The following is a 12,245-nucleotide window of genomic DNA, read 5'->3' on the forward strand; positions in this document are numbered from 1 at the left end:
GGTGCCCCGGCCACGTACCATGGGCGGCATGTCGTTCCTCCGCCGCCGCAGCTCCGCCACTCCCGCGGGCCCGGACTTCGATGTCCTGGCCATGGACCCGGGCGACTGGCCCGGAAACCTCGGTGCCGGGCTGCTGCCCGCCCCCGACGGAAGCTGCCAGGGCGTCTTCCTGCGCTACGACCTCTTCGGCGGTCGCGGCCCCGCCATGGTCATCGGCAACCTGCCGGAGGGCTCCCCGGCCCGCGAGCTCGTCGACGGCCAGATCCCCTTCGAGGTCGCCCAGCTCCTGGTGGCCCTGGAGAACGACGAGCCGGTCGAGGTCACCGGCTCCGAGGACATCCCCGTGATGCAGGGCGACAACCTGCTCATCGTGCGGCGCCTCAAGCTCTCGGAGAGCCGGATCTCCTGCGTCCAGTTCGACCGCAGCGACAAGGTGCTCGTCACCATCGCCAGCTGGGACCGGCCGATCACGGACGACCTGTACGCGCTCCTGAAGCCGCTGCCCGCGGAGCTCTTCCAGCAGGGCTGACCCGCCACCGGCGGCTCCGCGGCCCGCCACCACCAGGTCGGCGGTCCGCCACAGGTCTGAGCCACTGACACAACCCGCCCTTCCCGCGGCGCTCTTGACGCGCCCTCACCCGGGGTCACACAGTGTGCGCGCATCGCACCGAGTGAACTCCCGGCAGGAAGGGCTGTCATGACACCCCATCACAGGTCCAGGCTCGCACTCGCGCTGACCGCCACCGGGGCCTGCGGCCTCGCCCTGCTCGCCCCGGCGGCACCGGCCGGCGCCCAGGAGCGCGCCACCGAGTGCCCGCGCGTACTGAAGTGCGACTGGATCCCCGCCGCGTACCAGCAGAACGGCGATCCGGCCAACAAACAGGCGTACGGGAACTACGACATCGCCGACCGGCCGTCCACCACCAAGATCAAGTACATCGTCCTGCACGACACCGAAGAGGACTACGACGGCACCATCCGCATCTTCCAGGACCCCAAGAGAGCCGTCTCCGCCCACTACGTCGTGCGCTCCTCGGACGGCCATGTGGCGCAGATGGTGAAGACCAAGGACATCGCCTGGCAGGCCGGGAACTGGTACGTCAACACCCAGTCCATCGGCATCGAACAGGAGGGCGTCGCCGTCGAGGGCGCCAAGTGGTACACCCCGCAGATGTACCGCTCCACGGCCGCCCTGGTGCGCTACCTCGCCGCCAAGTACGACATCCCGCTGGACCGCCAGCACATCATCGGCCACGAGAACGTGCCGCCCACCACGGCCGCCGGAACCAAGAACATGCACTGGGACCCGGGCCCGTACTGGGACTGGAACCGCTTCATGGCCGTGCTCGGCGCCCCCACCCGCCCCACCGCCCGCCCCGGCAGTCAACTGGTCACCCTCAGCCCGGTGTTCGCCGAGAACCAGCAGGTGTTCCGGGACTGCGAGAAGAACACCGATCTGCCCCGCCAGGGCAGCAGCGCCGTCCCCCTGTACACCGCGCCCGCCACCACCGCCCCGCTGTTCTCCGACCCCGGGCTGCACGCCCCCGGCGAGCCCGGCACCAACTGCGCGGCCGACTGGGGCAGCAAGATCAGCGCCACCCAGCAGGCCGTGGTGGCCGAGCGCGTGCCCGGCTGGACGGCGATCTGGTGGTACGGGCAGAAGGCGTGGTTCCAGACCCCGGCCCACACCCGCACCACCACCCCCACCGCGGGCACGGTCGTACGCCCCCGGGCGGGCCTGAGCGAGGTGCCGGTCTACGGCGTCGCCTACCCCGACAAGGCCGACTACCCGGCGGACTTCACCGGAGGGCGCATCGGCGCCCCGCTGCCGTACACCATCAAGGCGGGCCAGTCCTACCCCGGCGGCGGTGCGGCGCCCACCGGGTACTACTACGCGCCGACGATCGACTCGTCCCTCCCGTACGACCACACCTACTTCGCCGGCTCGGCCGCATACGTGACGGTGCAGATCGGGCATCGGATCGGCGTGGTGCGGGCCGCCGACGTGGACGTCGTACGGGTGCGCTGAGCGCGGCGCGCACACGGCAGCGCGCTGCGCGTCCGGTGTGTCGGCACCGGATGCGCAGCGCGCTCCTTTCCTTCGGGGCCCGTCCGGCAGAGCAGGTGGCCGGACGGACCCCTCACACGGCGGTCACCGGGTCCCGACCGCCGCACGCACGGCCCGACGCGCCAGGGCGCAGTCGTCGTGCAGCCTGCGCAGCAGCAGCCGCTGCTGCTCTCCGGCCGACGGCACACCCGGCTGCTGCACGTGTCCGGCGCCCGAGGGCCCCGACTCGCGCATGGTGCGCTGCACGGCGGTCTCGTACGTCCGGATCTCCCGCGTCAGTACGAGCATCAGGTTCACCAGGAAGGCGTCCCGGGCGGCCGGGCCGCTCGCCTGCGCGGCCTGGCTGATCTGCCGCCGGGCCACCGGCGCGTCCCCGAGCACCGCCCACAGCGTCGCCAGGTCGTACCCCGGCAGGTACCAGCCGGCGTGCTCCCAGTCGACGAGCACCGGACCCGCGGGCGACAGCAGGATGTTGGTGAGCAGGGCCTCGCCGTGCGAGAACTGCCACTGGACCGGGCGGCCCGCGTGGGCCAGGCCGTGCAGCAGCTTCTGGAGGTCGCTCAGATCCCGGTCGGTGAAGAGGCCGAGCTCGTGGTAGCGGGCGATGCGCTGGGCGTACTCCAGCGGCCGGGTGAACATCTCGGCGGGCGGACGCCAGGCGTTCACCCGGGCGACGGCCCCGAGGGCGGCCCGGACGTCGGCACGGGGCGGAGCCTCGACCGGGTGCCGGGCCAGGGCCGCCGCACGGCCCGGCATCCGCTCGATCACCAGGGTGCAGTTGTCGGGGTCCGCGGCGATCAGCCGCGGCACCCGCACCGGTGGGCGGTGCCGGACGAACGCCCGGTATGCCGCTATTTCGTGCCTGAACCGTTCGGCCCAGGCGGGTGAGTGGTCCAGGAGGCACTTGGCCACCGCCGTGGCGCGCCCGGTGGATCCGACGAGGAGGACGGACCGGCTGCTGCGCCGGAGCACCTGCACGGGGTTGAACTCCGGACAGATGCGGTGCACCGAGGCGATCGCCATCCGCAGCTGCGCACCCTGGGGGCCGGACAGGTCGATCCTCCCACTGAGCGGCTGGCCGCCCGTCCCGGGCCGGCGGGCACCCCGTCCGGTGCCCAGCGCGGCCGGGCCGGCGTGGGAGGGGTCGAGGTACGGTCCGCCGCCCGCCACCAGGTGCCGGTGCGGTCGGGGCGGGGCTGACACGGAGGACGATGCTGTGTACATGGGCGAAACAGATCCCTTCGTGCGCCGACGATTCGCGTGCCAGCCCGGCCCGGTGGCCGTGACTCCACCCTGGGGAATGGGGTCCGCCTGCCGGGGCGGGGTGGCGCCTTCTTACCTGACACCCGGGCGTGGGTGGCACACCATCTGGCGCACCCTGGCGAACCATGGCGAATAGTCCCACCACGTCTGACAGGGGGTTACTGTCAACTCAGCCGAGAACCTGGGGGCTTGAAGTGAACGGACAACCCAACACCCGCCTGAACGACCTCTTCGGCCTCGCCGGCTGGTCCAAGGGCGAACTCGCGAGGCTGGTGAACCGGCAGGCGGCGGCGATGGGCCACCCCCAGTTGGCGACGGACACCTCGCGGGTGCGGCGTTGGATCGACATGGGGGAGTCCCCGCGCGATCCGGTGCCGAGGGTGCTGGCGGCGCTGTTCACCGAGCGGCTCGGCCGTGTCGTGACCATCGAGGACCTCGGTTTCGACCGGCAAGGGCGCACCGGAAAGCGGCGGGACGTCGGACCCAAGCAGAACCCCGACGGCCTGCCGTGGGCGCCCGAACGGACGGCGGCGGTCCTCACCGAATTCACGGGAATGGACCTCATGCTCAACCGACGCGGTCTGGTGGGCGCGGGCGCCGCGCTCGCCGCAGGCTCAGCACTCAGCAGCGCCATGCACGACTGGCTGCACACCGACCCCGTACTCGCGGCCGACGCGCCCCGTATCGACGATCCCCTCCACGCCGACCCCGCCGGGTACGACCGCTATGAGGCCGCACCCATCGGATCGCAGGAGATCGCCGCGCTGGAGCGCTCGGTCGAGGTCTTCCGCGCCTGGGACGCGTCCCGGGGCGGCGGCCTCCAGCGCAAGGCGGTGGTGGGCCAGCTCAACGAGGTGGGCGGCATGCTCGCCTACCGTCACCCCGACCATCTCCAGCGGCGCCTGTGGGGCGTCGCGGCCAACCTGGCCGTCCTGGCCGGCTGGATGTCCCACGACATCGGCCTCGAACCGACCGCCCAGAAGTACTTCGTCATCGCCGCGCACGCGGCCCGCGAGGGCGGCGACCGCCCGCGCGCGGGCGAAGCGCTCTCCCGAGCCGCCCGGCAGATGGTCCATCTGGGCCGTCCCGACGACGCGTTGGACCTCATGAAGCTCGCCAAGTCGGGATCCGGCGAGGAGACCCTGCCGCGCACCCGGGCGATGCTGCACACCATCGAGGCATGGGCCCAGGCGTCGATGGGCCAGGGCCAGGCCATGCGGCGCACCCTGGGCGAGGCGGAGGAGCTCTTCGTCTCGGACCGGGGCGACGTCCCCCCGCCCAGCTGGATGCAGATGTTCGACGAGGCGGACCTGCACGGGATGCAGGCCCTGGCGTTCCGCACCCTCGCCGAGCACGACCCGAGCGCGGCCGGCATCGCGGCCGGCCATGCCAAGACCGCGCTCGAACTACGGGTCAACGGACGCCAGCGCTCCAAGATCTTCGACTACATCTCGCTCGCCTCGGCCTGCTTCATCGCCGACGACCCCGAACAGGCGGACCGCTACGCCAGGTTGGCCCTGGTGTCGATGGGGGAGACCTCCTCCCACCGCACCTGGGACCGGCTGCGCGAGATGTACCGGCTGACCGGGCAGTACGCGGGCTACCAGAAGATCCAGGACCTGCGCGAGGAGATCCAGTTGGCGCTGCCGAAGGCGCCGACGCGCCGGGGCCGGAGCATGGACCTCTAGAGGCGGGCCGGAACCACCGGACCCGCCTCACCACCACTGCCCCACCTCATCGGACTGTCCCCACTTCAGCAGGCAGCACCGTCAGCCCAGCCCGTTCGAGCAGACCGTCCCATTCGACCCGTATCACCGACGATCCGCCGTACCGCCGTCAACCCGTCCATTCCGCCGGGGAGTTCACGACCCGATCCGTGCCACCAGCACGCAGGCGTCGTCCTCGCGGTCCGTCTCGCCGAACTCCTCGACCACCGTCCGCAGGCCGTCCTGGGCCGTGTGGACGGAGTCCAGGCGCGCGGCGAGCTCCAGCAGCCTGCGGCACCCCGGTTCGTCCGAGGCGCCCCGGCGGGTCAGCCCGTCGGTGTGCAGGACCAGCAGATCGCCGGGGTTCAGTTGTACCTCCGCCTGGCCGTACCCGGCTCCTGACGTCGCTCCGAGCAGCACCCCGTCCGGCGGCGTCAGGGCGCACCCCGCTCCGCCGCGGAACAGCAGCGGGGCGGGGTGTCCCGCTTGGGCCCAGGACAGGACGCGGGTGGCCGGGTCGTACTGGCAGCAGACCGCGCTGCCGAGCGCCGGCTGCACCGAGTGGTCGAGCAGCTCGTTGAGGTGGCCCATCAGATCGCCCGGCCGCACCCCGGCGACCGCCATGCCGCGCAGTGCGCCGAGCAGCATCGCCATGGCGCCGGTGGCGGTGACCCCGTGCCCCGTCAGATCGCCGACCGTCAGTAAGGACCGGCCGTCGGGCAGCTCCAGTGCGTCGTACCAGTCGCCGCCGATGAGCGCGCTGGTGGCCGACGGCAGATAGTGCGCGGCCACGTCGAGCGCCGCCGGGTCGCCCTGCGGCATGCGCAGGGAGCCGCGCCAGGGCGGCAGCACGGCCTCCTGGAGCTCGACGGCCAGCCGGTGCTCGGTCTGGGCGATGTGGCGCTCGCGCTGGAGCGAGTCGCGCGACTCCCGTACCGCGCGCTGGCTGCGGCGCAGTTCGCTGACGTCGCGCAGCACCGCCCACATGGAGGCGGTGCAGCCGTCGGCGTCGAGCACGGGCTCACCCATCATGTGCAGGGTGCGCACCCGGCCGTCGGTCCGCACGATGCGGAACTCGCCGTCGATGGGCTTCCCGTCGACCAGGCAGTCCGTCACCATGGCGGTCAGGAGGGCCTGGTCGTCGGCGAAGACCACGGAGGGCAGTTCGTCCAGTGACATGGCCCTGCTCTCGGGCGCGCGTCCGAAGATCTGGAAGAGCTCGTCGGACCAGTCCACCACATCCGTCAGCAGGTTCCACTCCGCGCTGCCGACCCGGCTGAGCAGGGACCCGGGCAGCGGGTCGGGCTCATGGACCGGGAGGCTCTCCTCCTCCTGCGGTTCCTGGGGGCCGGGCTCGGGAAGTCCCTCCTTGAGCTGGTCCAAGTGCGTGCCGAGGTCGTCGAGATGATGGACCGCCAGATCGCAGAGCGCCCGCTGCCAGCGGCCCTGTGCGTCGTCCTCCGCGAGCGCGTCCCGCCGTACGGCGTCGAGGCCGCCGCGCAGCCGTCGGGTCTGTGTGATGAGCGCGTCGACCGTTTCCCGCTCCGGCGGTTGCGGGCTGGGACGGTCCGCGAACAGATGGGACGGCATGACGTACTCCGATACAGGCGCGGCACTGCGAGTCGGAAGGATGGACCGGTAACGACTGTTGCACAGGGAGCGATGCCCCGTAAGGGATTTGGCAACACTCGATACGGTGGTGCTTGTGGCATATGCCTGCGGCCGACCTTGGGCGATCAGCGCATGCCCCGCCGAACAGGGAAAGCACGCTTGCGACCGGTCCAAACCACCGCTGCGGCACCGATCACGAGCGGCAGCGACGTCCACGGCAGCGCCCCGGCCCCCGCACCCTCCAGGACCACGCCCCCGACCAGCGATCCCGCCGAGATGCCCACGTTGTACACGGTCGCCTGGAGCGCGGTCGCCACATCGGCGTGCTCCGGACCCGAGACGTCCACCAGGGCCGTCTGGATCAGCGTCGGCGCCCCGCCGAACGCCACTCCCCACAGCGCGACCGCCGCCAGCAGGACGACCGGCGCCCGGCCCGCCGCTCCGAGTGCCGCGAGCACCACCGCGATCAGCGCCAGCGCGGTCAGCAGGGCCGCGCGCGGGTGTCGGTCGGCGAGCAGTCCGGCCAGCCAGATACCGGCGACCGTCGAGGCCCCGAAGACGAACAGCGCCGCGCCCGCCCGCCCGAATCCGCGGTGTGCGGCGAACGGCACCAGGAAGGTGTACATCGCCTGGTGCCCGAGGAGCAGCAGCAGGGTGACGGACAGGACCGGGCGCAGGCCCGGCAGCACGGCGATGCGCCGCAGCGGGAGACGGCCGCTCCCGGGCTCCCCGGGGAAGTCGGGCACGTACCGCAGCGCGCATCCCGTCAGCAGCAGGGCGAGGACGGCGAGCGCGGCGAACGCCGGGCGCCAGCCCACCGCGTCCGCCAGCGCCGTGCCCAGCGGCACCCCGAGCGAGAGCGCGGCCGTGATGCCCGCGAGGACGGTCGCGATGGCCCGTCCCCGGCGCTCCGGCGGGACCAGCCGGGCCCCGTACCCGGCGAGCATCGCCCACAGCGTGCCGCCCATCGCCCCGGCCAGCAGCCGGGCCGCGCAGGTCAGGACGTACGAGGACGAGAGGGCGGTGACCGCGTCGGCGAGCGCCAGGCCGGTGAGCGCGCCGACCAGGACCCCGCGCCGGGGCAGTCCGCGCAGCAGGGCGGTGAGCGGTATCGCCGACAGGAAGGAGGCACCGGCGTACAGGGTGACCAGGAAGCCGATCCGGCCCTCGGAGACGCCGAGTCCCGTGCCCATGCGCGGCAGCAGTCCGGCGGGCAGCAGTTCGGTCAGGACGGCGGTGAACGCCGTGGCGGAGAGCGTCAGCAGGCCGGGGAGCGGTGGCGCGAGGGGCGGGGGAGTCGTCGGCGCGCGGGTGGCGCGCGCCGCTGGTGCGGTGGACATGCGGCCATCGTGGAACGTTCACACCAGTGTGAGGGCAAGCGCGTTCACCGGGCTCTCCGAGCTGACCTGGGACGGGAGCCGTCCGGGGCCTTTGGCGAGGTTCCGGGCCGTTCATGGCATCCTGTGCTGTCACAGCTCGCCGGGACAGTTCGGCGGACGTCCGGGGGGCTACAGGGGAAGGTCGATGAGGCTCTGCTTTCTGGTGGAGGAGCACTACCGCCACGACGGCATGCCGGTGGAGGTGATCCGCCAACTCGTCGCCTGGGGTCATCGGGTGGACGTACTGCGCCCCGGCGGCTCCCTGCTGCGCATGTCCGAGGCGGTGACGGCGGGCAGCCATGACGCCTGGGTGCTCAAGACGGTGTCCGGCGGCCCGGGCCTGACGCTCCTGGAGGCCGCCGCCGCGGTCGGCCTCACCACGGTCAACGACGCCCGCTCCATACGCGGGGTACGGGACAAGGCGCTGGCGGCGGCGATCGGCCGCAGCCGCGGCCTGGCGATGCCGATGACGTACGCGGCGGCCGTGCCGGAGCTCCTGGCGGAGATACCCGCGGCCGAGTTCCCGCTGGTGGTGAAGCCCGCCGACGGCAGCGCCGGACGCGGGGTGTGCCTGGTGCCCTCGCCCGACCGGCTGGCCGCGATGCTGCCGCAACTGGCGGACCAGGGCATGCTGGTGGCCCAGCCCTATGTGCCCAATTCGGGCGTCGACCTCAAGGTGTACTGCGTCGGCGGCGAGCTCTTCGCCACCGAGCGCTGCTCCCCGCTCCACCCGGACCACGCGGTGCGCGAGCGCCAGGTCGTGCTGCCGCGCGAGGTGGCGGCGCTGGTCGCCCGGGTCGGCGCGGTCTACGGCCTCGATCTGTACGGAGTGGACGTGCTGCTCGGCCCCGACGGGCCGGTGGTGGTCGACGTGAACGACTTCCCGAGCTTCCGTCAGGTCCCGGACGCCACGGCCCGGGTCGCCCGCGCGGTGCTGGAACTGGCCCGGACCGGCCGGGCGGGCGCCCCCGCCTTCCCCGAGGCCCGCATCCCGGAGCAGCCGGGGGCGGCCGTATGAGGATCGCCCTGATCACCCCCGAGCCGGGCCATCCGCTGCTGGCGGCGGCCACCGCGCTGCTCGCCCGTGAGTACCGGGTGGAGACGGTGGACCCGGCGGTGGACACCGTCGTGGCGGACCCTTTGGCCGACGTGTACCTCCTCAAGGCGCGGACGCCGGAGGCCCTGGCGCTCGCCCGGGACCTGGAGCGGCGCGGGGCCGCCGTGCTGAACTCCGCGTCCGCGACCGCCCTGTGCCAGGACCGCACCGCGATGGCCGAGCTGGCCGACGGCGCCGGGCTGCCGTTCGCGCGGACCCGCACGTACACCGCGCTCTCCCAGCTCCTGGCCGACCCGGGCCTGTCCTTCCCCCTGGTGGTGAAGAGCCGCCGCAGCCGCCGCCACGACCTGGTGGCCCGCGTCGACGGCGCCGACCGGCTGCGCGAGCTGGCGCGGGAGTGGGCGGACGAGCCGGTGGTGGTGCAGGACTTCACCGCGAACAGCGGCTGGGACCACAAGCTGTGGGTGATCGGCGGCCGGGTCTTCGCCGCCCTGCGCCGCTCCGAGCTCGCTCCCGGCGGCCGTGGCCCGACCCGCTCGCTCGACCCGGCCGAGCTGCCGCCCGGCTGGGCCGCGTCGGCGCTGCGCGTCGGCGAGGTCTTCGCGCTCGACGTGTACGGGGTGGACCTCATCGACGCGGGCGGTGCGCGCCCGCTGATCGTGGACGTCAACGCCTTCCCGGGGGTGCGGGACCAGGCGGGCGCCCCCGAGGCGCTGGCGGAGCTCGCCCTGCTGGTGGGCGGCGGCGCCCGCGCGGTCTCAGTCGGTCAGGAACGCGCGCACGCCCTGTGAGACGCCGTCGTCGCCGAGCAGGTCGTTGTGTTTCAGACAGCCCGCCGGATGGTTGTCCGCACCGGACAGCGGCACGCTGCTGTCCGGGTTGACGACCTCGTCGCAGTCGGACCACCAGGTCGCGTACCGCACGGCGCCGGGCGTCTCGTCGCCCTCGGCCAGGTGCTTCTGGACGTACGAGCCGGGCGTCATGTCGCGGCACGCCTGGGACCAGAGCGCGCAGGCCCAGGCGGTGGAGGTGCCGTGGTTGGGGCCCGCGAGCGAGACCCAGTGGTCGACGGTGGCGGTGCCGCCGCCGAACTTCACGTACCAGCGGGTCACCAGGCTGCCGAAGGAGTGCGCGACGACGTCCACCTTCGCGGCGCCGGTACGCGCGCGGACCTCGTCCACGTACGCGGCGAACCGGCCGGACAGCACCTCGTTGACCGACTGGCTGGTGTCGTAGCCCCAGGAGAACAGGTCGGCGTCGGTGTACCCGGACGCCTTGAAGTCGTCGCGGAGCGCGCCCCACACCCCGGGGTCGGCGTTGTAGCCGTGCACGAAGACGACCGGGGTGCGGGCGGTGGCCGCCGCGGCCGGACCGGGGACGAGCCCGGGTCCGGCGGCAGCGGCCAGCAGGGTCAGCAACGGCAGGACCGTACGGCGGACGGACGGCACGGCGTCCTCCTCACTCCCTGACGGCCCGGGCGGGCCACGGACGGCGGGTGGGAGCATGGTGGGCCCTGGGGCCGGTGATGAACAGATGCGTGCGGCGCCGGTCCGGGGACTACCGGCGGGCAGCCGCGGCGGCGGGGAGCGGGTTCGCCGCGCAGGCGGTGTCGCCCGCCGGGACGCGGTCGTCGAGGAGATAGCCCGTCACCAGGGCGTCCACACAGGCGTTGCCGTTCTGGAACTGGCCGTGGTCGCCGCCGCCGGTGACCGTCACCAGGCGCGAGGTGGGCAGCGCGCGGTGGGCGCGCAGCGCGCCCTCGTAGTAGGTGGCGGGGTCGTGCTCGGAGTTGAGCATCAGCACCGGCGGCAGGCCCCGGCCGGTGACCTCGATGTGCGGGACGGCGCCGGCGCGCGGCCAGGAGGCGCAGATCGCCGCGAACGTCAGCTCGCGGGCGCCCGCGAGCGGGTGCTCCCGGGTCTCCCGCGCGCTCTGGCGCACCCAGTGGTCGGGGCTGCGGTTCCAGGGGGTGTCGCCGCAGGTCACGGTGAAGAAGTCGGCGAAGAACCGCGCGTCCATGGGGTGCTGGAGCCGCCGCGCCAGGGCCGCGCGGACGGCGGGGTCGGCCCCCTCCGGGCGGGCGAGCACGCCGAGCGCGGTGGCCAAGGGCGCGAACCCCGCGGTGTTGTAGAGGGAGTCGGTGGCGAACACGTCGAGGTTGTCGGGGCCGACCCGGGTGCCGTCGAGGTCCAGCGGGTGGTCGCGCAGGGACCGGCGCAGCCGCTCGTAGCCCGCCGCGGCCTCGGCCGGGGTGCGGCCCTGGTGGTAGACGGCGTCGCGGGCGGCCAGCCACGGCAGGAAGTCCTCGGTGTAGCGGCGCTGGAAGCTGAGCGGCTGCCCCGTCATGAACGCCTCCCAGCTCCCGCTGAAGTCGACGTTGCTGTCCAGCACCATCCGCTGGACGCGGCCGGGGAACTCGGTGGCGTAGTAGGCGCCCAGGAAGGTGGCGTAGGACGGCCCGTAGTAGGAGATCCGCGCCGCGCCGAGCAGCGCGCGGAACAGGTCCATGTCGTGCACGGCCTGGTCGGTGGTGAGGTACGGCAGCAGGTCGCCCGAGGCGCGCCGGCAGTCCCGTACGAAGGAGCGCGCCCGCTCGAAGGTGGCGCGGACCGCCGGGGCCGAGCGGTCGCGCAGATCGGTGGCGAAGAAGGCGTCGACGGTGGGCTGGTCGGAGCAGACCACGCGGGTGCTGGCGCCCACCCCGCGCTGGTCGAAGCCCACGACGTCGTACGCGGCGGCCAGATCGGGCGAGTGCGCGGCGAAGCCGGCGGGCCGGTCGAGGCCGGAGGCGCCGGGGCCGCCCGCCGCCATCATCAGGACGCCCCGGCGCGGCCCGGGGCCGGTCGCGCGGTGGCGGGAGACCTCCACGGTGAGGTCCGGGCCCGCGTCCGGGTGGCGCCAGTCGCGCGGGACGGCCATGGGCGCGCACTCCAGCGCCCCGCCGTCGCAGGGCCGCCAGTCGAGCTTCTGGTGCAGATACCGGCCGGGGACCGGCGCGGTCGCGGCGCCGGGGGCCGGGGCGGCGGTCGCGGGCAGGGCGGAGACCGCGAGGAGGCCCGCGGCGGCGGCCACGGACCAGCGGGTCGAGTTCCTGAACGTGCGCATGTGTGCTCCCCGTCGGGGTGGATCGGTCGTCTCGATCCTCCGGTGGCGCGGGGCGC

Annotated in this window: 10 protein-coding genes; 5 read left to right on the top strand and 5 right to left on the bottom strand. The window is 73.5% G+C overall.

Features of this window, described 5'->3' with window-relative positions; translation table 11 throughout:
- Nucleotides 1-28: 28 nt before the first annotated feature.
- Nucleotides 29-529 carry a hypothetical protein gene (locus tag AB5J87_RS31785; protein ID WP_369381713.1) on the top strand — a complete coding sequence of 167 codons (501 nt, stop codon included), beginning with the start codon at nt 29-31 and terminating at the stop codon, nt 527-529.
- A 168-nt stretch (nt 530-697) separates the two neighbouring features.
- Nucleotides 698-2,029 carry an N-acetylmuramoyl-L-alanine amidase gene (locus AB5J87_RS31790; protein WP_369381716.1) on the top strand — a complete coding sequence of 444 codons (1,332 nt, stop codon included), beginning with the start codon at nt 698-700 and terminating at the stop codon, nt 2,027-2,029.
- Between the two features lie 123 nt (nt 2,030-2,152).
- Here AB5J87_RS31790 and AB5J87_RS31795 read toward each other — a convergent pair whose 3' ends face one another.
- The gene (locus AB5J87_RS31795) at nt 2,153-3,292 is read right to left on the bottom strand and encodes an aminoglycoside phosphotransferase family protein (RefSeq protein ID WP_369381718.1); all 1,140 of its coding nucleotides are present in this window, start codon (nt 3,290-3,292) and stop codon (nt 2,153-2,155) included.
- 233 nt (nt 3,293-3,525) lie between these two features.
- Here AB5J87_RS31795 and AB5J87_RS31800 point away from each other — a divergent pair, with 233 nt between their 5' ends.
- Entirely contained in the window at nt 3,526-5,019 is a 1,494-nt protein-coding gene (locus AB5J87_RS31800; protein ID WP_369381721.1) for a hypothetical protein, read from the top strand.
- 174 nt (nt 5,020-5,193) lie between these two features.
- On the opposite strand, the gene AB5J87_RS31805 is transcribed toward AB5J87_RS31800, so the two are convergent.
- Both AB5J87_RS31805 and AB5J87_RS31810 read right to left on the bottom strand, forming a co-directional pair.
- On the bottom strand, nt 5,194-6,627 hold the full coding sequence (locus AB5J87_RS31805; RefSeq protein WP_369381722.1) for a PP2C family protein-serine/threonine phosphatase: 1,434 nt from the start codon (nt 6,625-6,627) through the stop codon (nt 5,194-5,196).
- Nucleotides 6,628-6,773: 146 nt separating this feature from the next.
- Nucleotides 6,774-7,988, bottom strand: coding sequence for an MFS transporter (locus AB5J87_RS31810; RefSeq protein WP_369381724.1), 1,215 nt, complete (start codon nt 7,986-7,988; stop codon nt 6,774-6,776).
- Between the two features lie 184 nt (nt 7,989-8,172).
- Here AB5J87_RS31810 and AB5J87_RS31815 point away from each other — a divergent pair, with 184 nt between their 5' ends.
- Together AB5J87_RS31815 and AB5J87_RS31820 are read left to right on the top strand one after the other, a co-directional pair.
- Nucleotides 8,173-9,045, top strand: coding sequence for a RimK family alpha-L-glutamate ligase (locus AB5J87_RS31815; RefSeq protein ID WP_369381725.1), 873 nt, complete (start codon nt 8,173-8,175; stop codon nt 9,043-9,045).
- The gene (locus AB5J87_RS31820; RefSeq protein ID WP_369381727.1) at nt 9,042-9,875 is read left to right on the top strand and encodes a RimK family alpha-L-glutamate ligase; all 834 of its coding nucleotides are present in this window, start codon (nt 9,042-9,044) and stop codon (nt 9,873-9,875) included. The genes AB5J87_RS31815 and AB5J87_RS31820 overlap by 4 nt, the downstream gene beginning before the upstream one ends.
- Here the strand turns inward: AB5J87_RS31820 and AB5J87_RS31825 are convergent.
- Together AB5J87_RS31825 and AB5J87_RS31830 are read right to left on the bottom strand one after the other, a co-directional pair.
- Complete coding sequence (locus AB5J87_RS31825) at nt 9,843-10,532, bottom strand: esterase/lipase family protein (protein ID WP_369381730.1); 690 nt, start codon at nt 10,530-10,532, stop codon at nt 9,843-9,845. The two genes, AB5J87_RS31820 and AB5J87_RS31825, sit on opposite strands and share 33 nt — an antisense overlap.
- A gap of 109 nt (nt 10,533-10,641) precedes the next feature.
- Nucleotides 10,642-12,189 (bottom strand): alpha/beta hydrolase, encoded by a 1,548-nt coding sequence (locus AB5J87_RS31830; protein ID WP_369381732.1) that lies wholly within the window; start codon nt 12,187-12,189, stop codon nt 10,642-10,644.
- Between the last annotated feature and the right edge of the window lie 56 nt (nt 12,190-12,245).

This window comes from Streptomyces sp. cg36 (assembly GCF_041080675.1).
Lineage (GTDB): Bacteria > Actinomycetota > Actinomycetes > Streptomycetales > Streptomycetaceae > Streptomyces.